Genomic DNA, 24717 nt, shown 5'->3' with positions numbered 1-24717 from the left:
CATTCATTGCATCCTGATGGAATCGGCGTGAAGAAACGCACCCAGGTCGACATGATCCGCGAGGCCCTCGCCGACCGGATCGTCCACGGATATCTGAAGCCTGGCGATCCTCTGGACGAGACCTCCCTCGCGGCCGAATTCGGGGTGTCGCGCACGCCGATCCGCGAGGCGCTCCGGCAGCTGGAGACCAATGGTCTCGCTCTGTCGCGGCCGCATCGCGGCGCCATCGTCACCAATCTTTCGGCCAGGCAGCTGACCGAGACCTTCGCGGTCATGGCGGAACTCGAGGCGTTTTCGGCGCGGCTCTGTGCCAGCGTCCTCAAGGGCGGGGCGCTCGGCGAATTCCAGGCGCTGCACGACAGCGGCGCCGAGGCTGCGCGGATGAACGACATCGCCGCCTATCGCCGCCACAACGAGCGCTTCCATGCGGCGATCTATGCCGGCTCCGGCAACGGCTTTCTGGAGGAGACGGCGCTCGCCGTGCGGCGGCGCCTCGCGCCGTTCCGGAACCTGCAGTTCGAAGCGTTCCGGCGGCCGGAGGCCTCGCACCGCGAACATGCGGCGATCGTCGACGCGATCATCGACGGCGATGGCGAGCGGGCGGCGAATGCCATGCGCGATCACATGCTGATCGTGCGCGAGGTGGTGGACGCCGTCGAGCATTCCCCGCCGCTGGAGGCCTGAGGCTTTCGAGCCCGCCGACCCGTCTGCCGACGAGCCGGGCGCCAGTCGGTCGGCCGTTGCGGGTGGTCACGCCGCCGGCTGAAACGCCGGCTTCTCAGGCAATGCGGCGCTATGCCACGACCATTTCGGGAGGCATTGCGACTATGACTGCCGCCGCGGACCATCCGGCAGATGCTCGCGCAGTTCGTTCATCGGCTCCGCCAGCCGGCCGAGCAGATCCTCGGGAAGCGGCGCCAGCACCTCGGCGTAGCTCTGGGTGGTGACCGCGGGAAACTCGGCAAGGAGCGCCTGACCCTTGCATGTGAGCGTGATCAGCTTCTGGCGGCGGTCGCCGGGCTTTTCGGTCCGGTCGAGAAAGCCCGCCTTCACCAGACGATCGACCATCCGGCTCGCGGCCGTCGGGGTGAGCTCCACCTCGGCGGCGATCGCGGCGATGTTCTGCGGCCCGGCGAATTTGATCGTGAACATGGTTACCAGATGCTGGAACGACAGCTCCTGGCCCTTGAGAAAGCGCGCCATGTGGGGGAACACGCGCGACATCACCGTCGCATGAAGGTGATGGAAGGCGTTCACGATTTCGCCATCCTGGCGGCGCTTCATCCCGGTGTCCTTGCATTAGATGCAATGTTGCATGTATTGAACCGCCCGCGCGACGCCGCGTCAAGCGGCCGTGGCAATTTTGGCTGGAGACGAAACCCATGACCCGATCCGACATCGGAAGCGGCGCCTGCAAGTTGGCGCGCAGCCTCGGCCGCCCGGTGATCGCGGCGGGGCTGGTGCTCTGCCTGGCGGCGGCCAGCGCCTGTTCGGACAGCGGCAGCGGCGAGTCGGGCAAGAGCGGCGCGGGGGCCGCCGGAGCCGGCGGCGGCCAGCAGGCGTCGAAGGTCGGCATCATCACCGTCGAGCCGAAGCCGGTGACGATCACCGCCAATGTCGCCGGCCGCGTCGTCGCCTTCCAGACGGCGCAGGTGCGCCCGCAGGTCGGCGGGCTGATCACCGAGCGGCTGTTCGACGAGGGCGCCAAGGTCGAGAAGGGCGACGTCCTCTACAAGCTCGATGACCGGTCCTACCAGGCGCAGGTCGATTCCGCCGAGGCGACGCTGCAGAAGAACGAGGCGGCGCTGGCTTCGGCCAAGCTGCAATATGAGCGCTACCAGAATCTCACCGCCAGCAACGTCGTCAGCCAGTCGGATCGCGACGATGCCCTGTCCACCTATCGTCAGGCGCAGGCCGACGTCGCGGTGGCCAATGCCGAACTCGAAACCGCGAAGCTCAATCTCGACTACACTTCGATCAAGGCGCCGATCGCCGGCCGCGTCGGCACCGATCCCGCCGATCCCGGCAACCTCGTCACCGCCGACCAGACCGACGCGCTGGCGACGATCCGCCAGATCGATCCGGTCTATGTCGATTTCACCGAGTCCTCCGGCAATCTTCTGAAGTTCCGCGACCAGATCAAACGCGGCGGCGTCAAGGCGCTGGTCGGGCCGGACGATGCCGGAAAGGCGAAGGTGAAGATCCGCTTTGCCGATGGATCCACCTATCCGATTGCCGGCACGATCGACGCGGCCGACCAGTTCGTCTCGGAGACGACGTCTAGCTTCACCGTCCGGACGCGCTTTTCCAACCCGGAGAACGCGTTGCTGCCGGGCATGTATGTCCGCGGCACGATCACCCTCGCCATCGCCGACGAGGGCATCCTTCTGCCGCAGATGGCCGTCTCGCGGAACGGCGACGGCCAGCCGACGGCGATGTTCGTCAAGACGGACGGCACCGTCGAGACGCGGGTGCTCGAGGTCTCCACCGACATCGGCACGAACTGGCTGGTCACCAAAGGCGCCAGGGCCGGCGACCGGCTGGTCGTCGACGGCACCATGAAGGTTCGCGACGGCGCCAAGGTCGAGGTGGTGCCGGTTCGGATCGACGAGAACGGGCGTATCCAGCCGGCGAACGACAAGGGCGAGGCCAAGCCGTCGGCCGCCGGCGGCCAGTCCGCCGATGCCGGCAGTGGTCCGGACGCGGCGGCAAACGGCGACGATGACAGCGCCGCAAAGCCCGCCGCGGGTGCCGGCAAGGCGTCCTCCGGCATGGAGGCCAAGGCGGCGGAGGCCGGGGAGGGCGGCAAGAGCGGCGCTGACGGTAGCGCGTCGGCCGCCGGCAGCGCGGAGTAACCGGCGATGGCACGCTTCTTCATCCACCGCCCGGTCTTTGCCTGGGTGATCGCCATCGGCATCATGCTGTTCGGCGTCCTCGCCCTCTACCAGCTGCCGATCGCACAATATCCGGACGTCGCGCCGCCCTCGGTCTCGATCGCCACGACCTATCCCGGCGCCAGCGCCGAGACCGTCGAGAATTCGGTGACCAAGGTCATCGAGCAAAACATGACCGGCGTCGACGGCCTGCTCTACATGTCGTCGACCTCGTCGAATTCGGGGCAGGCGCAGATCCGCCTGACCTTCGAGACCGGCACTGATCCGGACATTGCCCAGGTGCAGGCCCAGAACAAGCTGTCGGCGGTGGAATCGCAACTGCCCGACGCCGTCCAGCAGCAGGGCGTGACGGTCACCAAGTCGTCCTCCGGCATTCTGATGGTCGGCGCGCTGACCTCGAAGAATCGCGACTACACCTCCGTCGATCTCGCCGACCTGATCGCCACCGACCTCGAGGACACGGTGCGCCGGGTCACCGGCGTCGGCGACCTGCAGATCTTCGGCTCGGGCTACGCCATGCGCATCTGGCTCGACCCGGACAAGCTCGCCGAGTTCCAGCTGACGCCCTCCGACGTCACCTCGGCGATCGAGACCCAGAACGTCCAGGTCTCCGTCGGCCAGCTCGGCAATCTGCCGCAGACGCCCGGCGCGCAGATGAACTACACGATCACCTCGCAGAGCCAGCTGGAGACGCCGGCGCAGTTCCGCTCGATCATCCTCAAGACCGAGAGCGACGGTTCGCTGGTGTCCATCGGCGACGTCGCGCGGGTCGAGATCGGCGCCGAGAGCTACCTCACCTCCGGCCGCTACAACGGCTATCCCGCCGCCGGCTTCGGCGTCGAGCTCGCCGCCGGCGCCAACGCCATCGACACCGCCGAGGGCGTGCGCGCCGCGCTCGACACGCTGAAGTCGACGCTGCCTTCCGACGTCGAGGTGGTCTATCCCTACGATACGACGCCCTTCGTCGAGCTCTCGATCGAGAAGGTCTATCACACGCTGTTCGAGGCGATCGGCCTCGTCTTCCTGGTGATGCTGGTCTTCCTGCAGAACATCCGGGCGACGCTGATCCCGACGATCGCCGTCCCGGTGGTGCTGCTCGGCACCTTCGGCGTCCTCTCCGTCGCCGGCTTCTCGATCAACACGCTGACGATGTTCGCCATGGTGCTCGCCATCGGCCTCCTCGTCGACGACGCCATCGTCGTCGTCGAAAATGTCGAGCGCGTCATGTCGGAGGAGGGGCTGCCGCCCCGCGAAGCGACGGAAAAGTCGATGAGCGAGATTTCCGGCGCCCTCGTCGGCATCGCGCTGGTGCTCTCGGCGGTGTTCCTGCCGATGGCCTTCTTTGGCGGTTCGGTCGGCATCATCTACCAGCAGTTCTCGATCACCATCGTCACGGCGATGCTGCTCTCGGTGTTCATCGCCCTGGTGCTGACGCCGGCGCTCTGCGCCACCATGCTGAAGTCCACCCACGGCAAGAAGAAGTTCGTTCTCTTCCGCGGCTTCGAATGGGGGCTGACCAAGACCACCAACGGCTACACCGGCACGACCCGGCGCGCCGTCCGGCATCCGGTGCCGGCGCTCATCGTCTTCCTGCTCATCACCGGCGGCGCCTGGTGGGTGTTCTCCAGCCTGTCGAGCTCCTTTCTCCCGGAGGAGGACCAGGGCGTGCTGATGACGATGATCCAGCTTCCCGCCGGGGCGACGCGCGAGCGCACCGAGGCGATCGTCGAACAGGTGGAGAACCACTATCTCAACGACGAGAAGGACAACGTCACCAGCGTCTTCTCGGCGCTCGGCTTCTCCTTCTCCGGCTCCGGCCAGAACTATGCGCTGACCTTCGTCAAGCTGAAGGATTTTGACGACCGGCAGGATGCCGCCGCCGCCGCGAGCGCCATTGCGGGCCGTGCGATGGGTGCCTTTTCGCAACTGCGCGACGCCGTCGTCATCGCCTTGACGCCGCCGGCCATCCAGGGCCTCGGCTCCGCCGGCGGCTTCGACATGTATCTCAAGGACAGCGGCAATCAGGGAACCGAGGCGCTGGAGGCCGCCGCCCAGCAGCTGATCGCCACGGCGAACGGCGATCCGCAGCTCACCTCGGTGCGCCGCAACGGCCAGTCCCAGCAGCCGCAGTTCAAGATCGACATCGACAACCGGCTCGCCGGCTCGCTCGGCGTCGAGACCTCCGACATCAACGCGACCCTCTCGACCGCCTGGGCCGGCAGCTACGTCAACGACTTCATCAACAGGGGCCGGGTGAAGCCGGTCTATGTCCAGGCCGATGCGCCGTTCCGCATGACGCCGAGCGACATCGACCGCTGGTACGTGCGCAACGGCGACGGCGAGATGGTGCCGTTCTCGGCCTTCTCCAGCGCCAGCTGGACGCAAGGGCCACCGCGGCTGGAGCGCTACAACGGCGTCTCGGCCGTCGAGATCCAGGGCTCGCCGTCGGGCGACGTCAGTTCGGGCCAGGCGATGAACCGGATGCAGAGCCTCGTCGGCGACCTCGGCAACGGCTTCACCGTCGAATGGACCGGCCAGTCCTATCAGGAGCGGCTGTCGGGCTCGCAGTCGACGCTGCTCTATTCGATCTCGGTGCTCGTCGTCTTCCTGTCGCTCGCCGCGCTCTACGAGAGCTGGTCGGTGCCCTTCTCGGTCATCCTGGTGGTCCCGGTCGGCGTCTTCGGCGCGGTTCTCGCGGCCTATCTCACCGGCCACAGCAACGACATCTATTTCAAGGTGGGCCTGCTGACGACCATCGGTCTCGCCGCTAAGAACGCCATTCTGATCGTCGAATTCGCCCAGGAGCTTCGCCAGCAGGGCGAGAAGCTTCTCGAGGCGACGCTGCATGCGGCGCGGATGCGGCTGCGGCCGATCCTGATGACGTCCCTGGCCTTCATCCTCGGCGTCACGCCGCTCGCCACCGCCTCCGGCGCCGGCTCCGGCGCCCAGCAGGCGATCGGCATCGGCGTCATGGGCGGCATGATCTCGGCGACGATCCTCGGCGTGTTCTTCGTGCCGGTGCTCTACGTCACGGTGATCGGTTCGACGCTCTGGGTGCAGCGCAAGCTCGGCAGGGGCGGCGAGGCGGCTCCGGCCCCGGCGGAGTAATTCGAGCCACCCGGGAGATCGGTTCCCGGTGGCGGGTAGTAAGCCCGCACGGCGCTTGAGCTTCCCCCCTTGGCGCTAGGCGCCGGTCGCAGGCCGGGGCCGACGGTATCAGCGGTCGGCCTTCGGCGAGCGGCGCGGTCAGGCGTTCCAGACGCCGCCGCGCTTGTCGGGATTTCGCGAGAAGCGCGTCTCGTGCTCGTAGAGATCCGGCCGGTAGAGGCCGAAGATCCGCTCCACCGGACGGCCGGTTTCGTCGAAGACGGTTCGCCGCACCGACAGCAGCGCCTCGCCGATCTGGACCGCGAGGAGCCTTGCGACGTCGGGCGTCGCCAGCATCGCGGTGATCGCCTGGCGGGCGCTCGCCACCTTGTGGCCGGTCCGCTCGATCAGCTTCAGAAGCGGTTCGCGGCCCATCTCCTCGCGGGTGAAGCTGCGGCCGATCTCCTCGGGCAGCCAGGTCGTCAGATGGCTGAAGGGGATGCCGTCGAGGCTGCGAACCCGCACCGCGCGCTGCATGATCGTGCCCTCGGCAATGCCCATCTCGGTCGCCACCGCCAGCGGGGCGGGCAGAAACTGGACGTCGACGACGCGCACATTGGTGCGAAGGCCGAGCGCCATCAGGTTTTCGATGTTGCCGGACAGGCTGGCGCCGATCGGCGACTCGCTGCGCTCGCGAACGAAGGTGCCGCGACCGCGCATGCGCTCGACGATGCCTTCCTGGGTCAGGCGTTCCATGGCGGTGCGGATCGTCACCCGCGAGACGCCGAACTCCTTGGCGAGCGCCACTTCCCCGGGCATCGGCGCCGACGAGCCGTGGCGGCCCTCGAGGATCTCCTGGCGCAGCACCAGATAGACCCGGTGATGCTTCGGCATGGCGGCAAGGTCGTCGGCGCCGATCCGCCGCGCCGGCAGCGCCTCGGACATGCCCGGTTCGGCCGCTGTCAAGGACGCCGGACTTGCCGCGTCGCTCGCACCTTCGCCTCTCTGCATCATCCCCCCTGTCGCGCTCCCCATGGCCGCCGGCCGCCTCGAAGCCGTTGCCAGTCTAGCGCGAACCGACCGGCTTGTACAGGAAATGTCCTATTGACATGACATTAGGTCTATGGTGCCCTTCCGACGGGATATGATTTTCATTGGGAGGATGACATGCAACGATCACACGGATCGACGCGGCGGCGTTTCGTCGCGCAGATGTCGGGCATCGCCGCTCTGGCGCTGGCGACCGTCAGCGGGCTTTCGACCACCGCTGCCCCGGCTCGCGCCGACGACTGGCCGAGCGGTCCGGTGACGATCGTCGTGCCCTTCGACGCCGGCGGCAGCGCCGACCGCATGGCGCGCACCCTGGCGGAACCGCTCGGCGAGAAGCTCGGGCAGCCGGTGGTGGTGGAAAACCGCCCGGGCGGCGCCGGCGGCCTCGGCGCCACCTATGTCTCGCAGCAGGAAGCCGACGGCAACACGCTGCTTCTGATGCAGGCGACCCCCTATCTCGCCAATGCGATCCTCGTCGGCGGCGCACCGGTCTCCTGGGAGGACTTCGAGCTTCTCAACGCCCAGTGGAACGACTACGCCATCGTCGCGGTCAACAAGGCGAGCCCCTACCAGACCTTCGACGATCTGGTCACGGCGATGAAGAAGCCCGGCGAGGTCTCCTCCGGCATCATCTACGGCAATGGCGGCCACCTGCAGACGCTGATGATGATGGATGCGCTGAAGATCCCGCAGGACAATGTCCGCTTCGTCACCTATAGCGGCGGCGCCCCGCTGCGCACCGCGCTCGCCGGCGACCAGGTCGACTTCGAGATCCTCGCGGCGGAAGGTGCCCGCGGCATTTCCGACAAGCTGAGGGTGCTGGCCATCGTCAATGACGAGCAGCCGGAGGGCACCGACGAGCCGCTGTTCAACGACGTCATGAGCAAGCTCGGCACCGACAAGCAGCCGATCATCGGCGGCAACGTCACCGGCCTCCTGGTTCCGAGCGCCTTCGTCACCGACTATCCGGACCGCTACAAGAAGCTTCTCGACGCCTACAAGGCGGTGGTCGAGGATCCCGACTACAAGGCTTCGGCGAAGAAGGCCGGCGTCGGTGCCGACTGGGTCGGCCCGGAGAAGAGCCAGGCGATGGTCGACGACGCTTACAAGGCGCTGTCGAGCTATGCGGACGTCGTGAAGCAATGAGTCGGAGCGCTCCGGCGGCGGGCAGAGCGAAACCGCCCGTCGCCGCCGAGACGGCGATGGGCGTCGGGGCGGTCGTCTTCGCCCTTCTCGCCGCCATCGCCATGGCGAGCTACGCCTACAGCGTCGTCCAGTCCTCGCGCACCGTTGCCGACTACATCCTGATCCTGCCGACGGCGGTCCTCGGCGTCGCGGCGCTGCTCCTTGCGGCGGTTCGGGAGGCGGTAAAGAAGGGCGTCAGCTTCGGCGCGATCTCCCGCGCCGACCGGCAGCCGGTGCTGCTGCTGGTGCTCACCGTCGTCTATGCGGCGACGGTTCCCTACGCCGGCTTCGACGTCGGCACGGCGGTGTTCATCGCGCTTGCCCTCCTCATTCAGGGCGAGCGGCGGGTCTGGCTGATCGCGCTTGCCGCGCTGCTCGGAGCCGGGCTGACGGCATGGCTGTTCCACGATCTCCTCCTGGTGCGCATGCCCGTCCTGTTTCTGTGACGTTGTTGGAAATCTTTCGATGATTGATCTTGCCGCCTTCGGCGGGGCCCTGCAGCTCCTCACGAGCGATGCCATGGCCTGGCTGGTGGTCATCCCCGGCCTGCTGATCGGCCTCGTCTTCGGAGCGATCCCCGGCCTGTCGATCTCGATCGCCATGGCCGTGTTCCTCCCGGCCACCCTCTACATGGACTTTCTGCCGGCGATCCTGTTCCTCTCGGCAATCTTCACCGGCGGCAGCTTCGGCGGCGCGATCCCGGCGATCCTGATGAACATTCCCGGCACGTCGAGCGCCGTCGCCACCGCCTTCGACGGCTATCCGATGGCCCAGAAGGGCCGGCACGGCGAGGCCCTCGGCATCGGTCTTGCCGCCTCGGTGATCGGCACCTTCTTCGGCTATCTGATGCTCCTGCTCCTTGTCGGCCCGGTGTCGGACTGGGTTCTGATGCTCGGCCCGACGGAAATGCTGGTCGTCGCGGTCGGCGGGCTGCTGCTGATCGCCGTCCTCAATGATTCGAGCTTCTCCAAGGGCATTGCCGCCGGCGCCCTCGGGGTCCTGATCAGCACGGTCGGCTATTCCGACACCGGGCTGATGCGCGGCACCTTCGGCTCGATGTATCTCCTCGACGGCATCCCGGCTATCCCGGCGTTGATCGGCCTCTTTGCCGCCTCGGAGCTGATGAATCTCGCCGGCCGCGACTACATCGTCGCCGACAGCGCCAGCCGCCGCATCGCCCTTTCGCCGATCCTGAAAGGGCTGAAGGACACCCTCGTCAGCTGGCCGGCGGTGCTGCGCGGCTCGATCATCGGTACGCTGATCGGCATTGTCCCGGGCGTCGGGGCGAGCGTTGCCAATCTCGTCTCCTACGCCTTTGCCAAGCGTCTCGCCGGCCCGGCCCAGCGCTTCGGCGAGGGCGAGCCGGACGGGGTGATCGCGTCGGAAGCCGCTAACTCCTCCTCCGAAGGCGGCGGCATGGTGACCCTCCTGGCGCTCGGCCTTCCCGGCGGCGCCGGCACGGCGATCATTCTCGGCGCCTTCGCCATGCATGACGTCACCGGCGGGCCGCGCTTCATCGCCGAGCAGACCGACATCGTCTATGCGATCATCCTCGGCAACATGGTTCAGGCGGCGCTGCTCCTGTTCGTCGGCGTGTTCTTCGTCTTCTTCGCCGGCTTCATCGTCAAGGCGCCGGTGCGCTATCTCATTCCCTTCGTCGTCGCCATCGCGATGATGGGCAGCTACGCCATCACCGGTTCGATCGTCGGTCCGCTGACGGTCGCCGGCGCCGGCTGCCTGGGCTGGCTGATGCGTCGCTACGGCTATCCGGTGACCGCCACCGTCGTCGGCCTCCTGGTCGGGCCGATGGCCGAGGGCGAACTGGTCCGCTCGTGGCAGATCAGCGGCGGCGACCCCAGCTTCGTCCTCGGACGACCGATCACCCTGGTGCTGATCGCCGTGCTCGCCGGCGCCATCATCGCCACCACTCTCGGCCAGAAGCGGGCGAAGGCGAAACTCAAGGAGGCCTGATCGATGAGCCAGTCCATCCTCGACAAGATCTGGTCCGCGCACGAGATTCTCTCCCGCGACGGCTCGAGCCTCGTCTTCGTCGACCGCCATCTCCTGCATGAGGGATCGCACCACGCCTTCGCCAAGATCGGCGAGGCCGGGCGGAAGGTCCGCCATCCCGAGCTGACCTTCGGCGTTGCCGACCACTATGCGCCGTCGAGCGAACTCAGGGCCAATGCCGCATCGGCAACGATGATCGAGCGTCTCTCGGTCAACACCGCCCGCCACGGCATCGAAAGCTTCGGCCTCGGCGACGCGCGCCGCGGCATCGTCCATGTCGCGATGCCCGAGCAGGGGCTGTCGCTGCCCGGCACGATCATCGTCTGCGGCGACAGCCACACCGCCACCCACGGTGCCTTCGGTGCCTTCGCCTTCGGCATCGGCGCCTCCGAGGTCGCCCATGTGCTGGCGACCCAGGCGCTGTGGCAGAAGAAGCCGCCGCTGATGAAGATCACCGTCACGGGCGGGCTGCCCTTCGGCACGACGGCGAAGGATCTCGCCCTCCATATCATCGCGACCATCGGCACCGGCGGCGCGACCGGTCACGCGGTGGAATATGCCGGCGAGGCGATCGCGGCGCTGTCGATGGAAGGGCGCATGACGCTCTGCAACATGACCATCGAGATGGGCGCGCGCTCCGGCATCGTGCCGCCGGACGAGACCACTTTCGCGTGGCTGAAGGGCCGGCCGATGGCGCCGAAGGGCGCGGCGTTCGAGGCCGCGGTTGAGAGCTGGAAGGCGCTCCGCTCCGACGACGGCGCGGCCTATGCCCGCGAGGTGGTCATCGACGCCGGCGAGGTGGCGCCGATGGTCACCTGGGGCACCAGCCCGGAACAGGTGGCCCCTGTCACCGGCGAAGTGCCCTCGGTCGACCCCGACGCGCTCGACTATATGGGTCTTTCCGCCGGCGAGGCGCTTTCCACGATCAATATCGACCGCGGCTTCATCGGCTCCTGTACCAATGGCCGCTATTCCGATCTTCTCGCCGCGGCCCGCGTCCTCAAGGGCCGGCGGCTCGCCGTGCCGCTGCTCGTCTCGCCGGGCTCCAGCGATGTGGCGCGGCAGGCCGAGGAAACCGGCATTGCCGAGATCTTTCGCGAGGCCGGCGCCGAATGGGGCGAGAGCGGCTGTTCGCTCTGCGTCGGCATGAATGGCGACCAGGTGCGGCCGGGCGAGCGTTGCGCCTCCACCTCCAACCGCAATTTCCGCGGCCGCCAGGGGCCGGGCGCCCGCACCCATCTGATGAGCCCGGCGATGGTCGCGGCGGCCGCCGTCAGCGGCCATATCGTCGACGTCAGGGCCATCGACCTCGCGGACCTGCCGGAGCCGGTCTCCGCGCCAGACGTCCATTTGGAGGCGTGATCCGATGCAGCCCTTCACCACCGTCAGCGGCCCGGGCGTCGTCCTTGCCCGCGACAACATCGACACCGACCAGCTGATCCCCGCCCGCTTCATGAAGCGCACGCGGGCGGAGGGCTACGGCGACCAGCTTCTCTACGACCTGCGCTTCGACGAGGACGGCGACCCGGTCGAAGGCTTTCCGCTCAACCAAATGAGCGAGCGGCCGGTGCTGATGCTGGCAGGAAGGAACTTCGGCTGCGGTTCCTCGCGCGAGGCGGCCGTCTATGCCCTCGTCGACCACGGCATCCGCGTCGTCGTCGCCGACAGCTTTGCCGACATTTTTCGCGGCAATGCCGGCAAGAACGGCCTTCTGACGATTGCGCTCGGCGCTGCCGAGCGCGGCAGGCTGGCGAAATTTCTCGAGCCCCGCCCGGGCGAAAACGCCCCTGCCGAAGTCTTCGTCGACCTCGATGCGCAGGAAATCTCCGCCGAAGGTCTCGGCACGATCGCCTTCGACATCGACAAGGGGCTGAAGCGGCGCCTGCTCCTCGGTCTCGACGATCTCTCCGAAACCCTCGAGGACGAGCCGACCATCGCGGCTTTCGAGGAGCGCTACTTCGCGGCAGCGCCGTGGGTGGTGCCGAGGGGCGCGTAAGGCGGGTGAGGGGCGACTGTCTGGGCCAATCCCGACAGCTTGTCTGCTCAACCCGGCGCGATGCCGACGCCGTAGCGATCAAGTAGATCAAAGAACCAGTCGGCGGATCGAAGATCTACGGTTTGACCGATGGCTTCGATCGCATTACCAGCCCGGTCGAACAGCCCGTAGCAGATCTCCGCGTCGTCATGCCGGGCCGTATAGGCGATGCCGTCAAAGCGGGCGGGATGCGAGCGGATTGCCGCCGACCACGCCTGAGGCGCATCGTAGGGGAGGCCGCCATGGGTGATCTCCGCCGTGGCGCCCACCCGGGCAAGGCCTGGACCGTGAAGCTGAAACAGTCGCAGGTCTCGGGTCAGCCGAATTTCGACGAGCGCCTTCCGGGAAATGAAATCGGAGGAAAGCAGCGTGTGTCCCGGGTTGCGCAGGAACGTCTCGGCGAAGGCGCCCGCTCGTGTCGCCGCGGCATAGAGCACACCGTAGGACCCATCGGGCGCGTTGAGGCGGCCGAGCCTGGATGGATCGAAGAAAATCGGCCCGCGATCGGCAGTGTGGAAGCGGTAGACGATCGTTCCTGCAGCGAGCCCGACGACAAGCGGGTCTCGGTTAGTCAGATCAAATGGCGGCAGAGGCGTGCTCACGCACCCTGTTCGCCCATGCGTTTCGCCGCCTCGACCACGATCGCGACCTCGCCTCCATGAAGCAGCGCGATCGGTGCGCGCCCGCCCAGTCGCGGGTCCGGATTGACGAGAAAGTTCAGCACTGCCCAGGGATCGGTCGTCGGCAAGGCGGCCCGGACTTGGCGCAAGCCCTGCACCAATGACCCGTCGTCGGAAAACTGCAGCGTCGGATAGCGGCGGCTATTGCCTGGCCCTGGTACGGCAAGCAGTGAACCGTCCCGCGCTTTCTTATCGATTGCCTGGCGGGAAATGGCACCGAAGAGTTCGCGGACCTCTGAAAGGTCGTAGGTGCCGCCGGCCGCGACGAGATCGGCACGCTGCATGCGTCGGCCTCGCAGGATGGCTCGCGCCCGCGCGTCAGGTGCGAAAGCATCTGAGAAATCCTCAAGGGATGATGCAGCAACGGATCGGGCGTTCGACATAGGCAGAAGATGCGATCGGCGTGAACAACTGTCAACTTCGACAACGTCGCCAACCGCATGTTCAGCGCAATGGCCTGGATGCCACAAGCGCAGTTAGGACCTGCGGTGCCTTTGCAGGCAGACGTCGAGAACAGGATTGGAGCTGGCCGGTCGCACCTCGCGCCGCCGTCGAGAAGTACCGTCTGCGCCTCGTGTCAGGGCGCCCTTTACTCCCCGCCGAAGCGCGCCCGTTCGATCCGCTGTTCACGGTCGAGGCCGGGGGCGGGCCTCTCCGTCGTCAGCCCGCTTCGGGAAAACACGATCGGCGTTCTGAGCCCCGGAATGCCGCCGGCCTCGATCTTCAGGCCGCGCGCCTCGATCTGCGGTTCGGCGAGGGCTTCGGCCACCGTGTTGATCGGGCCGCCGGGCACGCCTGCCTTTTCCAGCGCGGCGATGATCTCGGCGCGCTCCAGCCGTTCGATCGCCGGCCCGAGCAGCGCCACCAGCCGCTCACGGTTCTCCACCCGCGCCGGATTGGTCGCAAAGGCCGGGTCCGCCGCCAGGCCGCCGAGATCGAGAACCTGGCAGAGGCTGGCGAACTGCCGGTCGTTGCCGCAGGCGACGATGACATGGCCGTCCTTCGCCGCGAAGACCTGATAGGGCACGATGTTCGGATGGGCATTGCCCATCCGGCGCGGCGACTTGCCGGAGACCAGCGCGTTCATCGCCTGGTTGGCGAGGGCCGCGACGCCGCAATCGAGAAGCGCGAGGTCGATATGCTGGCCGAGGCCGGAGCGCTGGCGCTCGATGATCGCGGCCTGGATGGCGATCGTCCCGTAGAGCCCGGTGAGGATGTCGATCCAGGCGACGCCGATCTTCTGCGGCTCACCCTCCGGATCGCCGGTGAGATCCATGATCCCGCAAAGGCCCTGGATCAGGAAGTCGTAGCCGGGGCGCGTCGCCTCCGGCCCAGTCTGGCCGAAACCGGTGATCGAGGCATAGACGAGGCGTGGATTGCGGGCTGAGAGGCTGTCGTAATCGAGGCCGAAACGCTTCAGCCCGCCGACCTTGAAATTTTCGACGACGATGTCGGCGCCGTCGATCAGGCGCTTCAGCGCCTCGAGTTCAGCCGGGTCCTTGAAGTCGCAGACGTAGCTCTGCTTGCCGCGGTTCGCCGCATGGAAATAGGCGGCGCTCACCGAGCCCTCGTGTTCGACGAAGGGCGGCCCCCAGGTCCTGGTGTCGTCGCCCTCCGGCGCCTCGACCTTGATCACCTCGGCGCCGAGATCGGCCAGCGTCTGGCCGATCCAGGGACCGGCCAGGATGCGCGCGAGCTCGACGACCTTGAGGCCCTTCAGCGGCGCCTCGGCCATCAGAAGAAGGCCTGCAGACCGGTGATCGCCCGGCCGAGGATCAGCGCGTGGACGTCGTGGGTACCTTCATAGGTGTTGACGGTCTCGAGATTGATCATGTGGCGCATCACCGGAAACTCCTCCGAGATGCCGTTGCCGCCGTGCATGTCGCGGGCCATCCGTGCGATGTCGAGGGCCTTGCCGCAATTGTTGCGCTTGACCAGCGAGATCATCTCCGGCGCGGCATTGGCCTCGTCCATCAGCCGGCCGACCCTGAGCGAGGCCTGCAGGCCGAGGGCGATCTCGGTCTCCATCTCGGCGAGCTTCTTCTGGAAGAGCTGGGTCTGGGCGATCGGCTTGCCAAACTGCTTGCGGTCGAGGCCATACTGGCGCGCGGCATGGAAACAGGCTTCCGCCGCGCCCATGACGCCCCAGGAAATGCCGTAGCGGGCGCGGTTGAGGCAGCCGAACGGGCCCTTCAGCCCTTCGACATTCGGCAGCAGCGCGTCTTCCGAAACCTCGACATCCGACAGGACGATCTCGCCGGTCACGCTCGCCCGCAGGGAAAGCTTGCCGCCGATCTTCGGCGCCGAAAGCCCCTTCATGCCCTTTTCGAGGACGAAGCCCTTGATCTTGCCGCCATGGGCCTCGGACTTCGCCCAGACGACGAAGACGTCGGCGATCGGCGAATTGGAGATCCACATCTTCGAGCCGTTGAGGACATAGCCGCCGTCGGTCTTCTTGGCGACGGTCTTCATGCCGCCGGGATCGGAGCCGGCATCGGGCTCGGTCAGACCGAAGCAGCCGATATAGTCGCCCGAGGCCAGCTTCGGCAGATAGCGCTTGCGCTGCTCCTCGCTGCCATAGGCATAGATCGGATACATCACCAGCGAGGACTGCACCGACATCATTGAGCGATAACCGGAATCGATCCGCTCGATCTCCCGGGCGACAAGGCCGTAGGCGACATAGGACGCGCCGATGCCGCCGTATTCCTCGGGGATCGTCACGCCGAGGAGGCCCATCTCGCCCATCGCCGGAAAGATCGACGGATCGATGGTCTCTTCACGGGCCGCCTCGGTGACGGCAGGGGCAAGACGGCTCCTGGCGAAACTTGCGGCCGCCTCGGCCAGCATGCGCTCGTCTTCCGTGAGCTGGGCGGCAAGGCGAAAGGGGTCCGACCAGTCGAATCGGCCGAGATCCGGCGCATCCTTCGGCTTCAGGGCCATGAGACTTCTCCCGAATGTCTGTGCAATCTCCGGCTGATAGCAGCTCGTCGGGGCTGCATTCAAACGAATTGGACTTGCAAACTCATGAGGATTGCTCATGAAGTGGCGCGATCGAAGGGCTCGGCGCCCTCTCTCCCCCTTGTGGGAGAGAAAGCGATTTCATCGGCTTAGACGCGAAGCGGCTAAACGATAGAAATCGCAAGAGAGGGGTTTCCCCGTTTCTGCCAATGCGGCGCGGCCTTGTTGACATGCCCGCCCCTTTCTTCTCGTCGGCGGCGGTCGGAACGGTGAAACTCCTCTCTTGCCTTTTCAGCGACTTAGCCCTCGCAAGGCTCGGGCTAAGACCGCGAAAAGGCTTTCTCTCCCGCGAAGGGGAGAGAGGGCGCCCCGCCTGACACGTCGCTGCCGAGGCCATCCCCCATGCGTCGCTCCTACACCCCCACCATCGGCGAGCTCGAAACCTTCCGGGCGCTCGCCGAGTCCGGCTCGGCGACACGGGCGGCTCAGACGCTCGGGCTCACCCAGAGCGCCGTCAGCCGTTCCCTGCAGAGCCTCGAGGAGCGACTCGGCGTGCGTCTTTTCCACCGGGTGCGCCAGCGGTTGATCCTGTCTGATGCCGGACGCTCCTTCCTGCGCGACGCCGAGAAGATCCTTGCCGCGATCGATGGCGCGGTGCTCACCGTCATGTCCTTCGGCGGCCGGGAAAAGCTCTTGCGGCTCGTCGCCCTGCCGACCTTCGCCAGCGCCTGGCTGATCCCGCGGCTGCCGCGCTTTGCCGAGATCGCGCCGGAGATCACCATCGACGTTACCTCGGCGCTTGGCCCGGTCGATTTCTCCCGCGACCCGGCGGATGCCGCGATCCAGCGCCTCGAACTCAGATCCCGCGGCGCCGAAGCGAATGCGCTCCTCGGCGAGACGCTGATCGTCGTCGCCAGCCCCGAGGTTGCCGGCCGATCGGGCGAGCTCGACGACAGCCAACTCGCCGGGTTGCCGCTGTTGCAGCAGGCGACGCGGCCGGATCTCTGGCTGCGCTGGTTCCAGGAGGCGAGGATGGATGCCGTCAGCATCCTCAGGGGGCCGCGCTTCGAGCATTTTGGCATGGTGCTGACCGCGGCCCGCGCCGGGCTCGGCGCCGCGCTGGTGCCGGAAATCCTCGTCGAGGAGGATCTCGCCTCCGGTCGTCTGGTGCGGGCCTCGCCGCGCCGGCTCGACGGCGGCTCGCCCTATGCGCTGATCTTCCCGCCGCAGCAGGCGGACAATCCCGCCTTCTGCCTCTTCCGCGACTGGCTGATCGAGGAGGCGGCGCGGTCCGGCGGCGGGACGGCGGGCTGACGCGCCTGCTCAGCTGCCGGCGAGTCGCCGGCCGGCCGCGTCCCCGGCGATCCGGCCAAGGGTGACGGCGGTCAAAAGGCCGTTGCCGGAGAGATAGCCGGAGGCCTTCGACCCCGAGACGCCGCAGGCCGCCCCGCCGGCGGCATAAAGATTGGCGATCGCCGTTCCGTCCTCGCGCAGCACCCGCGCCTCGCTGTCGACGACGAGCCCGCCCTGGGTGTGGAACAGCGCCCCGGTCACCCGAACGGCCCGGAACGGCGCCTGCAGCCGCGGCGTCTCCTTGAGGCCGCGGCCGAACGGATCGAGCTCGCCATTGACCTTGGCGAGTTCGAAGGCCTCCATCGTCGCCAGCAGCGTCTCCCCCGGCAGCTTCAGCTTTTCGGCAAGCTCGCCGATCGTCGGCGCAGCAATGACGGCGTTCATCGCTTCGAGATTGCGGAAGTCCTCGAACTGCCGGCAGATGCCGGCGATCCGCTCGTCGAAGAGGGTGAAGGCGATGCCATCCGGCTGCTTCAGGACTTCGGTGGCCTGTTCGGAATAGCCGCGGGATTCGTCGCTGAAGCGTTCGCCGCGAAGGTTCACCTGGCAACCGCCCTCGGTGATCGTCGCCCAGGTCAGAAGCACGCCGGCGGGATGGGCGACGGAACCGTGGCCCTGATGGCCGGAGAGATGGTTCAGCCTCGCGCCGATCGCCTCGCCCCAGAGCACCGCCTCGCCGCGATTGCCCTCGTGGCCGAAATAAAGGGCGTCGGAAAGCTCCGGAATGTGCCTCGCGACGAGTTCGCGATTGCCGCCATAGCCGTTGCAGGCCAAGATCAGCACCGATGTGCCGAGCCTCTCGCGGGTGCCGTCCGGCCGGGTGAAGGAAACGCCGGTCAGCGACCCGTCGGCGCCGACAAAGAGCGTGTCGACAAGGCTGTCGCAGAGGATGTCGCAGCCGGCGGTCTCGGCAGCCTGGCGCAGCCGGTCGACGAGTTCCTGGCCGGATCGGCTCGGCATGCCGTGCATCCTGCGGCGGGAGTGCCCGGGATAGGAGAAGTCGGCGACCAGCGAGAAGGGAAGGTCGAACCTGTCGGCCAGCCATTCCACCGCCGCGCCGCTTGCCGTGGCGACCTGCGCGACGAGGGCCGGGTCGGGCTCGTCATGCGCCTTCGTCATGATGTCTGCGGCAAACAGCTCGGCGCTGTCCTCGATGCCGGCGTCGCACTGGAAGCGCGTTCCCGCTGCCGGCACCAGCCCGGCGGAGAGGGCCGTCGAGCCCGACGGCGTCGCGTCGCGCTCGAACAGGACCACGTCTGTCACCCCGGCCTCCTTCGCCGCAAGGGCGGCCGTCAGCCCCGCGGCGCCGGCCCCGACAATGGCGAGCGCGACGGTGGTCTCGAAATCCGAAGGCTCCGCCCGCTCGATGCTCGGCATTTCAGGACCTTTCTCTGTGTCGCAGCCGGCATTGCCCGGCTGGCGTGTCATGCGAAGGCTAATTTGTCTGGTGGAAAAGACAAGATCGGTCTGCACCCTCAGTCAAAAGGTCGCTGCCGCCCGGGCCCGGATATCTCGGGCAGCTTCGATGAATGCGGGGCGGGAGAGACGGACGGCATCCGGTTGACAGGACCAGATCTGTCTGACTGAATAGACAGATAACGGGAGGAAATCAGAGCATGGCCGCGCCGTCGCAGCCTATGGTGTCGGAGCCGCGCAAGGCGCTTCGGGTGTATCTGCATCTGAAGGACCGCATTCTGTCCGGCGCCCTCGCGCCGACCGCGCGCATGCCGAGCGAGCCGGATCTCGCCACCCAGCACGGCGTCTCGCGGGTGACCATCCGTAGCGCGCTGGAGCGGCTTGCCGAGGAGGGGCTCGTCGAGCGGCGGCCGGGTTCCGGCACCTATGTGCGCTCGCCCTCGCGCACCGCGACGCTGGTCGCCGACTTCTCCAATGTCTTCACCCATCTCGTCGAGATGGGCCGCAGCACCGAGGTGAGGCTTCTCGCTTTCGGCTACATGCTGCCGACGCCGGCGGTGGCCGAAGGGCTGGGCCTTGATCCGGGCGAAGAGGTGCAGCGCTCGGTGCGGGTGCGGATCACCGACGGCATGCCGTTCTCCTATCTGGTCACCTATGTCCCGAAGCGCATCGGCATCTCCTATTCGGAGGCCGATCTCCGCTCGACGCCACTTCTGGAACTCCTCGAGCGCTCGGGCGCGCGGGTCGCCAGCGCCCGGCAGACCGTCGGCGCCAGCCAGGCCGGCCCGGAGATCGCCGATGCCCTCGGCGTCGAGACCGGCGCGGCGCTCCTTTCGATCACCCGGATCGTCAAGGACGAGACCGGCGCCGGCGTCGAATATCTCTACGCCCTCTACCGCCCCGATCTCTACGAGCTGCAGCTCGATCTCGAACGCACCCGGCAGGGCCGGTCGATGCGCTGGGCGGCGATTTCGCCCTCGGCGGCGGGGCGGCCCGCCGGCGCCCGCCGTTCCGAACCCCGCAATGCCAAAAACCCCGGAATCGTCAAAAGGAAAACCACGCGATGAGCATCTTCAAGCAGACGATCAGCCGCCGCACCGTGTTGGGCGGCGGCGCCGCCCTTGGCGCGAGCCTCGCGATGCCGGGCGTTTTGAGGGCCGAGACGCCGAAGACCATCAAGATCGGCATTCTCCAGCCGGTGACCGGCAATCTCGCCCAGGACGGTGAACTCGGCCGCACCGGCGCCGAACACGCCATCAAGTTCATCAACGACAATGGCGGCATCGCCTCGATGGACGGCGCCAAGCTCGAAATGGTGTTCGGCGACGCCCGCTCGACGCCGGAGGGCGGCACCGCCGAGGTCGAGCGGATGAAGTCGGAAGGCGTCGTCGGCATCGTCGGCGGCTTCGCCAGCCCGATCTGCCTTGCCTCCAGCCAGGCCGCGGCGCGCTACGACCTGCCCTACATCGTCGACGTCGGCGTGTCCGACAAGATCGTCCAGCGCGACCTGAAGAACACCTTCCGCTTCGGCCCCGGCTTCGGCACGTGCTCCGAGACGGCGATCGCCAATCTCGTCAAGCTCAACGAGGCGGCCGGCAACCCGGCGAAGACCGTCGTCCTCGTCCACGAGGACGGGCTGTTCGGCTCGGGCCTTGCCAAGCTGATGGCGACGGAGCTTCCCAAGCACGGCTTCGAGATCCTCGAGACGATCGCCCATCCGACGCCGGCCCGCGACATGTCGAATGTCGCCCTGCGAATCCGCTCCCTGAAGCCGGACCTGATCATCCCGTCCTCCTATTACGGCGAGACGGTGCTTTTGATGCGCACGCTGCAGCAGCAGCGGGTGCGGCCGATGGGCTATTATTCGGTGCTCAACGGCGCGGCCTCCAACATGCGCTTCGTCAAGGAGTTCCCCGAGGCGGCCGACCACGTCATGGACTGCAACCACTGGCACGACCCCCGCAAGGAGGAGGCCGAGGCGCTGAAGAAGTCGGTCGAGGATGCCGGCGGCCTGTGGGCCTACAACATCCCGCTGAACTATTCCTGCGTGAAGCTTCTCGCCGACGCCATCGACCGGGCCAAATCCACCGAGCCGGATGCGGTCAACGAGGCGCTGGCGGCTTCCACCTTCGAAAAGCACGTCATGCCCTACGGCCCGACCAAGTTCGAGGGTGGCCAGAACACCGGCGCCGCCCCGGTGTCGCTGCAGGTGCAGGACAATGCCATCAAGGTGATCTACCCGGAGGATTTCGCCGACGCCAAGCCGGTGTTTCCGATCAACGGGTGAGGCGCGTTCGCTCTAAAGGGCGGGTCGTTCCAGTAGCCCCTCATCCTGAGGTGCGAGCCCAGCTCGCCTCGAAGGGCGAGGGGCGCCAGGCGCGGCGTCGGTCGTATCCATGAGTCTGACCTCTGCGCTCACTGGAGCACCCCCCTCTGCCCTGCCGGGCATCTCCCCCTCAAGGCGGGAGATCGACTCTTGATCGAGGCCGCGGCCACTCGCTGACGCAGGGACATGCACCGGCGGCAAAGACGGCAGGCCGGCGCTGACGCTTTCAATCTCCCCCCTGGAGGGGGAGATGGGCGGCAGCCCAGAGGGGGGCGCCTGGCGCGAACGTCGAGCCATTCGCCGCCGCCGCGACCCCGACCGAACGCAACGCCCCAGACCACCCCAACGCGCCAACCGGCGCCGGAGACACAAACAGCCGATGTATTCTGCCGACATCATCATCGAGGCATTGTTGAACGGGCTTCTGACCGGGGCGATCTACGCTCTCGTCGCGCTCGGGCTGACCCTCGTCTACGGCGTCCTCCACATCATCAACTTCGCCCATGGCGCGCTGCTCGCCGCAGCAATGTTCGCCGTGCTCTTCGTCAACCAGATCCTCGGCCTCGACCCTTACGTCCAGATCCCGCTCCTGGCGGTGATCTTCTTCGGCCTCGGCTACGGCCTGCAGCGCCTCGTCATCGGCCCGGCGAGCCACGGCCGCGACGAGAACATCCTGCTCGTCACCCTCGGCCTGTCGATCATCATCGAGAACCTGCTTCTGGCCGGCTTCGGCTCCGACACCCGCTCGCTCAACACCGACTATTCCTTCGCGGTGTTCGAGGTCGGTCCCTATCTCCTCGGCCAGGCGCGGGTGTTCGGCGCAGCCGGTGCGCTGGCGACGGCGGCGCTGCTCTGGCTGTTCCTGTCGCGCTCCGACACCGGCAAGGCGATCCGCGCCGTCGCCAGGGAAAAGATCGGCGCCAGCCTTCAGGGGATCAGCGTGGGCCATGTCTATGCCGTCACCTTCGGCCTCGGCTGCGCCTGCCTTGCGGTTGCCGCCTGCCTGCTTCTGCCGACCTTCTACGTCAATCCGCGCATCGGCAGCGCCTATGTCCTCGTCGCTTTCACCATCGTCGTCCTCGGCGGCATGGGCTCGATCGTCGGGGCGATGCTCGGCGGGCTGATCATCGGCGTCGTCGAATCGATGAGCGGCCTGTTCCTCGGCGAAAGCCTCGGCCAGATCGGCATCTTCCTGATCTTCATCCTGGCGCTCCTGTTCAAGCCGACCGGCCTCTTCGGAGCCAAGGCATGAGAACGCTCCGCCCCTATCTCCCGGTGCTCGTGCTCGGCGTTCTCCTCGCCCTTGCGCCGCTGTTCGTCACCTCCAACGTCGTCCTCAACTTCCTCGTCTTCACCCTGACCGTCGCTCTGGCGGCGCAGGGCTGGAACCTCCTCGGCGGCTTCGGCGGCCAGTTCTCCTTCGGCCACGCCGCCTTCTTCGGCACCGGCGCCTATGCCTCGGCGATCTGGCAGATGCAGCTCGGCTTCGACGCCTGGACCGGCTTCGTCGCCGGCACTCTCGCCGGTGCGCTCGCCGGCCTCGTCATCGGCTTCCTGTCGTTCCGGGCGGGGCTTCGCGGCTCCTATTTCGCCCTCGTCACCCTCGCATTCGCCGAAGTGTTCCGGGTCCTCGCCAATTCCTCCGAGGTCACCGGCGGGGCCGCCGGCCTGCTGCTGCCCCTGAAGATCGGCGCCGAGAACCTGCAATTTGCCGACCGCGCGACCTTCCTCGGCTTCGTCGTCGCGCTGGTGATCGTCGTTCTCCTGCTGGTCCAGTGGATCCGCGGCTCGCGCTTTGGCGCGCAGCTGGTGGCGCTGCGGGAAAACGAGGAGGCGGCCCGCGCCCTCGGCGTCGACGTCCTCGTCGTCAAGCTGAAGGCGATCTGCCTGTCCGGGGCAATCACCGCCGCGGCGGGCGTCCTTTATCTCCAGTATTTCCTGTTCATCGATTCCGGCATCGCCTACGGCACCTGGATCTCGGTCGAGGTGTTGCTCGCGGCGATCGTCGGCGGCCTCGGCACGGTGCTCGGCCCGGTTGTCGGCGCCCTTGCGCTGCATGGCGTGGGCGAGCTCGCCAAGTCGCTGGCCGGCGGCCTGCCGGGCATCGACCTTGCCGTCTACGGCGCCGTCCTCGTCGTTGCGGTGGCCTTCCTGCCGGGCGGCCTCGTCGGCATCGTCAGGCGCCGCGACAGGCCGCGGCCGGTCCGCGACGCCGCGCCGGTCGAGGGAGAGGCCTGATGCTCACCGTCGACAACGTCACCATGCGCTTTGGCGGTCTCACCGCCGTCAACGACGCCTCGATGCAGGTGAAGGCGGGATCGATCACCGGCCTCATCGGCCCGAACGGCGCCGGCAAGACGACGCTCTTCACCATCGTCTCCGGCTTCCTGAAGCCGACCGCCGGAAAGGTCGCCTTCGAGGGCGAGACGATCACCGGCGTCGCCGCCCATCGGCTGGCAGAACGAGGGATCGGCCGCACCTTCCAGATCGTCAAGCCGTTCGCCGGTCTCTCCGTCCTCGAGAACATCGTCGTCGGGGCGTTCCTGCGCCATCCGCGCCGGCCGGATGCGGAGCGGCTGGCGGCCGCGGTCGCCGAAAAGGTCGGCCTCGGCGACAGGCTGGACGCGCCGGCGTCGAGCCTCACCGTCGCCGGCCGCAAGCGGCTGGAGCTCGCCCGGGCGCTGGCGACGGAGCCGCGGCTCCTTCTCCTCGACGAGGTGCTGGCCGGGCTCAACCCGTCGGAGGTGCGCGATATCCTTCCGGTCATCCGCTCGCTTCGCGACGACGGGATCACGATTTTGATGATCGAACACGTCATGCAGGCCGTCGTCAGCCTCTGCGACGAGGTCTTCGTCCTCGCCCAAGGCGCGATCATCGCCCGCGGCACGCCGGCTGAGGTGGTCGCCGACCAGAAGGTGATCGAGGCCTATCTCGGCCATGGTGCAGCCGCCCGGCTGAAAGGCGGGGAGGCGGCCGATGCTTGAGGTCGAAGGGCTGCGGGCCGGCTATGGCAGCGTCGAGATCCTGCGCGGCATCGACATGAAGGTCGAGGCGGGGGAGATCGTCGCCGTGCTCGGCTCCAATGGTGTCGGCAAGACGACGCTCAACATGGTGCTGTCCGGCCTCGTCAGGCCGCGCGGCGGGACGATCCGCTTTTGCGGGCGCTCGCTTGCCGGCGCATCGCCGGCCGAGATCGTCGCGAGCGGCCTCATCCAGGTGCCGGAGGGCCGCCGCATCTTCCCGAACATGGGCGTGCGCGAGAATCTCGAACTCGGCAGCTACGGCCGGGCAAAGCCGAACCGCGCGGCCAATCTCGAAAAGGTCTTTGCGATCTTCCCGCGGCTGAAGGAGCGGATCGGCCAGTTCGCCGGCACGCTCTCCGGCGGCGAGCAGCAGATGCTCGCCATCGGCCGCGGCCTGATGGCCGAGCCGAAGCTGCTGATCCTCGACGAGCCGTCCCTCGGCCTGTCGCCGCTCCTCGTCGAGGAGATGTTCGCCCTCATCAATTCGCTCAATGCCGATGGCCTGTCGATCATGCTGGTCGAGCAGAACGTCGTCCAGTCGCTGGAGCTCGCCGGCCGCGCCTACGTCATCGAGAACGGCGAGGTGGCGATCGCCGGCTCCGCCGCATCCGTCGCCGCCGATCCGGAACTGCGCCGAACCTATCTCGGCCTCTGACATAAGGGCCGCTCCCCGCGGCCGACAAAAGACAAGGAAACT

General features: G+C 67.4%; 22 protein-coding genes. 15 read left to right on the top strand and 7 right to left on the bottom strand.

Translation table 11 applies throughout. The features are described 5' to 3' along the window. Positions 1 to 27 precede the first annotated feature (27 nt). Positions 28 to 684, top strand: coding sequence for a GntR family transcriptional regulator (locus E3C22_RS24900; RefSeq protein WP_134762761.1), 657 nt, complete (start codon positions 28 to 30; stop codon positions 682 to 684). Positions 685 to 825: 141 nt separating this feature from the next. On the opposite strand, the gene E3C22_RS14505 is transcribed toward E3C22_RS24900, so the two are convergent. Next, entirely contained in the window at positions 826 to 1284 is a 459-nt protein-coding gene (locus E3C22_RS14505; protein WP_134762760.1) for a MarR family winged helix-turn-helix transcriptional regulator, read from the bottom strand. A gap of 98 nt (positions 1285 to 1382) precedes the next feature. Here E3C22_RS14505 and E3C22_RS14500 point away from each other — a divergent pair, with 98 nt between their 5' ends. Beyond that, positions 1383 to 2855: an efflux RND transporter periplasmic adaptor subunit gene (locus tag E3C22_RS14500; RefSeq protein ID WP_134762759.1), complete on the top strand. Its 1473-nt coding sequence runs from the start codon at positions 1383 to 1385 to the stop codon at positions 2853 to 2855. A gap of 6 nt (positions 2856 to 2861) precedes the next feature. After that, positions 2862 to 6002, top strand: coding sequence for an efflux RND transporter permease subunit (locus E3C22_RS14495; protein WP_134762758.1), 3141 nt, complete (start codon positions 2862 to 2864; stop codon positions 6000 to 6002). Positions 6003 to 6140: 138 nt separating this feature from the next. On the opposite strand, the gene E3C22_RS14490 is transcribed toward E3C22_RS14495, so the two are convergent. Continuing rightward, positions 6141 to 6926, bottom strand: coding sequence for a GntR family transcriptional regulator (locus tag E3C22_RS14490; protein ID WP_206026966.1), 786 nt, complete (start codon positions 6924 to 6926; stop codon positions 6141 to 6143). Between the two features lie 222 nt (positions 6927 to 7148). On the opposite strand from E3C22_RS14490, the gene E3C22_RS14485 reads away from it, so the two are divergent. Genes E3C22_RS14485 through leuD form a run of 5 tightly spaced genes read left to right on the top strand, consistent with a single transcriptional unit; the run spans position 7149 to position 12222 of the window. After that, a complete protein-coding gene (locus E3C22_RS14485) occupies positions 7149 to 8177 on the top strand; it encodes a Bug family tripartite tricarboxylate transporter substrate binding protein (RefSeq protein ID WP_134762757.1) in 1029 nt (342 codons plus the stop codon). Continuing rightward, positions 8174 to 8662, top strand: a complete 489-nt coding sequence (locus E3C22_RS14480) for a tripartite tricarboxylate transporter TctB family protein (protein WP_134762756.1) — start codon at positions 8174 to 8176, stop codon at positions 8660 to 8662. Before E3C22_RS14485 ends, E3C22_RS14480 begins: the two co-directional genes overlap by 4 nt. Positions 8663 to 8681: 19 nt before the next feature. Then, entirely contained in the window at positions 8682 to 10187 is a 1506-nt protein-coding gene (locus tag E3C22_RS14475; protein ID WP_134762755.1) for a tripartite tricarboxylate transporter permease, read from the top strand. Between the two features lie 3 nt (positions 10188 to 10190). Further along, entirely contained in the window at positions 10191 to 11588 is a 1398-nt protein-coding gene (gene leuC, locus E3C22_RS14470) for a 3-isopropylmalate dehydratase large subunit (RefSeq protein WP_134762754.1), read from the top strand. Between the two features lie 4 nt (positions 11589 to 11592). Beyond that, positions 11593 to 12222: a 3-isopropylmalate dehydratase small subunit gene (gene leuD / locus E3C22_RS14465; RefSeq protein WP_134762753.1), complete on the top strand. Its 630-nt coding sequence runs from the start codon at positions 11593 to 11595 to the stop codon at positions 12220 to 12222. 47 nt (positions 12223 to 12269) lie between these two features. On the opposite strand, the gene E3C22_RS14460 is transcribed toward leuD, so the two are convergent. The 4 genes from E3C22_RS14460 to E3C22_RS14445 form a co-directional block, all read right to left on the bottom strand. Beyond that, positions 12270 to 12863, bottom strand: coding sequence for an RES family NAD+ phosphorylase (locus E3C22_RS14460; RefSeq protein ID WP_134762752.1), 594 nt, complete (start codon positions 12861 to 12863; stop codon positions 12270 to 12272). Continuing rightward, positions 12860 to 13225, bottom strand: a complete 366-nt coding sequence (locus E3C22_RS14455; RefSeq protein WP_134762751.1) for a hypothetical protein — start codon at positions 13223 to 13225, stop codon at positions 12860 to 12862. Before E3C22_RS14455 ends, E3C22_RS14460 begins: the two co-directional genes overlap by 4 nt. A 305-nt stretch (positions 13226 to 13530) precedes the next feature. After that, entirely contained in the window at positions 13531 to 14676 is a 1146-nt protein-coding gene (locus E3C22_RS14450) for a CaiB/BaiF CoA transferase family protein (protein ID WP_134762750.1), read from the bottom strand. Next, entirely contained in the window at positions 14676 to 15884 is a 1209-nt protein-coding gene (locus E3C22_RS14445) for an acyl-CoA dehydrogenase (RefSeq protein WP_134762749.1), read from the bottom strand. Before E3C22_RS14445 ends, E3C22_RS14450 begins: the two co-directional genes overlap by 1 nt. A gap of 420 nt (positions 15885 to 16304) precedes the next feature. On the opposite strand from E3C22_RS14445, the gene E3C22_RS14440 reads away from it, so the two are divergent. Continuing rightward, on the top strand, positions 16305 to 17216 hold the full coding sequence (locus E3C22_RS14440; protein WP_134762748.1) for a LysR family transcriptional regulator: 912 nt from the start codon (positions 16305 to 16307) through the stop codon (positions 17214 to 17216). Positions 17217 to 17225: 9 nt separating this feature from the next. Here E3C22_RS14440 and E3C22_RS14435 read toward each other — a convergent pair whose 3' ends face one another. Further along, a complete protein-coding gene (locus E3C22_RS14435; RefSeq protein WP_134762747.1) occupies positions 17226 to 18632 on the bottom strand; it encodes an FAD-dependent oxidoreductase in 1407 nt (468 codons plus the stop codon). 239 nt (positions 18633 to 18871) lie between these two features. Between E3C22_RS14435 and E3C22_RS14430 the strand changes: the two genes are divergently transcribed. From E3C22_RS14430 to E3C22_RS14400, 6 genes are all read left to right on the top strand, one after another. Next, the gene (locus tag E3C22_RS14430) at positions 18872 to 19738 is read left to right on the top strand and encodes a GntR family transcriptional regulator (RefSeq protein ID WP_134762746.1); all 867 of its coding nucleotides are present in this window, start codon (positions 18872 to 18874) and stop codon (positions 19736 to 19738) included. Beyond that, positions 19735 to 20958: an ABC transporter substrate-binding protein gene (locus tag E3C22_RS14425; protein ID WP_134762745.1), complete on the top strand. Its 1224-nt coding sequence runs from the start codon at positions 19735 to 19737 to the stop codon at positions 20956 to 20958. Before E3C22_RS14430 ends, E3C22_RS14425 begins: the two co-directional genes overlap by 4 nt. 418 nt (positions 20959 to 21376) lie before the next feature. After that, positions 21377 to 22249, top strand: a complete 873-nt coding sequence (locus E3C22_RS14415; protein WP_134762744.1) for a branched-chain amino acid ABC transporter permease — start codon at positions 21377 to 21379, stop codon at positions 22247 to 22249. Continuing rightward, positions 22246 to 23235 carry a branched-chain amino acid ABC transporter permease gene (locus tag E3C22_RS14410; protein ID WP_134762743.1) on the top strand — a complete coding sequence of 330 codons (990 nt, stop codon included), beginning with the start codon at positions 22246 to 22248 and terminating at the stop codon, positions 23233 to 23235. The genes E3C22_RS14415 and E3C22_RS14410 overlap by 4 nt, the downstream gene beginning before the upstream one ends. Further along, positions 23235 to 23981, top strand: a complete 747-nt coding sequence (locus E3C22_RS14405) for an ABC transporter ATP-binding protein (protein ID WP_134762742.1) — start codon at positions 23235 to 23237, stop codon at positions 23979 to 23981. Before E3C22_RS14410 ends, E3C22_RS14405 begins: the two co-directional genes overlap by 1 nt. Next, the gene (locus E3C22_RS14400; RefSeq protein ID WP_134762741.1) at positions 23974 to 24675 is read left to right on the top strand and encodes an ABC transporter ATP-binding protein; all 702 of its coding nucleotides are present in this window, start codon (positions 23974 to 23976) and stop codon (positions 24673 to 24675) included. The genes E3C22_RS14405 and E3C22_RS14400 overlap by 8 nt, the downstream gene beginning before the upstream one ends. Positions 24676 to 24717 lie beyond the last annotated feature (42 nt).

The sequence above is a fragment of the Jiella endophytica genome (assembly GCF_004519335.1).
Lineage (GTDB): Bacteria > Pseudomonadota > Alphaproteobacteria > Rhizobiales > Rhizobiaceae > Jiella > Jiella endophytica.
The sequence above is the reverse complement of the archived record's forward strand: the minus strand, read 5'-3'. Positions and strand labels throughout refer to the sequence as shown.

Coding starts and splice junctions, on each gene's coding strand:
- E3C22_RS14505 (WP_134762760.1), bottom strand. CDS start 1,284: ATGAAGCGCCGCCAGGATGGCGAAATCGTGAACGCCTTCCATCACCTT.
- E3C22_RS14500 (WP_134762759.1), top strand. CDS start 1,383: ATGACCCGATCCGACATCGGAAGCGGCGCCTGCAAGTTGGCGCGCAGC.
- E3C22_RS14495 (WP_134762758.1), top strand. CDS start 2,862: ATGGCACGCTTCTTCATCCACCGCCCGGTCTTTGCCTGGGTGATCGCC.
- E3C22_RS14490 (WP_206026966.1), bottom strand. CDS start 6,926: ATGTCCGAGGCGCTGCCGGCGCGGCGGATCGGCGCCGACGACCTTGCC.
- E3C22_RS14485 (WP_134762757.1), top strand. CDS start 7,149: ATGCAACGATCACACGGATCGACGCGGCGGCGTTTCGTCGCGCAGATG.
- E3C22_RS14480 (WP_134762756.1), top strand. CDS start 8,174: ATGAGTCGGAGCGCTCCGGCGGCGGGCAGAGCGAAACCGCCCGTCGCC.
- E3C22_RS14475 (WP_134762755.1), top strand. CDS start 8,682: ATGATTGATCTTGCCGCCTTCGGCGGGGCCCTGCAGCTCCTCACGAGC.
- leuC (WP_134762754.1), top strand. CDS start 10,191: ATGAGCCAGTCCATCCTCGACAAGATCTGGTCCGCGCACGAGATTCTC.
- leuD (WP_134762753.1), top strand. CDS start 11,593: ATGCAGCCCTTCACCACCGTCAGCGGCCCGGGCGTCGTCCTTGCCCGC.
- E3C22_RS14455 (WP_134762751.1), bottom strand. CDS start 13,225: ATGCAGCGTGCCGATCTCGTCGCGGCCGGCGGCACCTACGACCTTTCA.
- E3C22_RS14450 (WP_134762750.1), bottom strand. CDS start 14,676: ATGGCCGAGGCGCCGCTGAAGGGCCTCAAGGTCGTCGAGCTCGCGCGC.
- E3C22_RS14445 (WP_134762749.1), bottom strand. CDS start 15,884: ATGGCCCTGAAGCCGAAGGATGCGCCGGATCTCGGCCGATTCGACTGG.
- E3C22_RS14440 (WP_134762748.1), top strand. CDS start 16,305: ATGCGTCGCTCCTACACCCCCACCATCGGCGAGCTCGAAACCTTCCGG.
- E3C22_RS14435 (WP_134762747.1), bottom strand. CDS start 18,632: ATGCCGAGCATCGAGCGGGCGGAGCCTTCGGATTTCGAGACCACCGTC.
- E3C22_RS14430 (WP_134762746.1), top strand. CDS start 18,872: ATGGCCGCGCCGTCGCAGCCTATGGTGTCGGAGCCGCGCAAGGCGCTT.
- E3C22_RS14425 (WP_134762745.1), top strand. CDS start 19,735: ATGAGCATCTTCAAGCAGACGATCAGCCGCCGCACCGTGTTGGGCGGC.
- E3C22_RS14415 (WP_134762744.1), top strand. CDS start 21,377: ATGTATTCTGCCGACATCATCATCGAGGCATTGTTGAACGGGCTTCTG.
- E3C22_RS14410 (WP_134762743.1), top strand. CDS start 22,246: ATGAGAACGCTCCGCCCCTATCTCCCGGTGCTCGTGCTCGGCGTTCTC.
- E3C22_RS14405 (WP_134762742.1), top strand. CDS start 23,235: ATGCTCACCGTCGACAACGTCACCATGCGCTTTGGCGGTCTCACCGCC.
- E3C22_RS14400 (WP_134762741.1), top strand. CDS start 23,974: ATGCTTGAGGTCGAAGGGCTGCGGGCCGGCTATGGCAGCGTCGAGATC.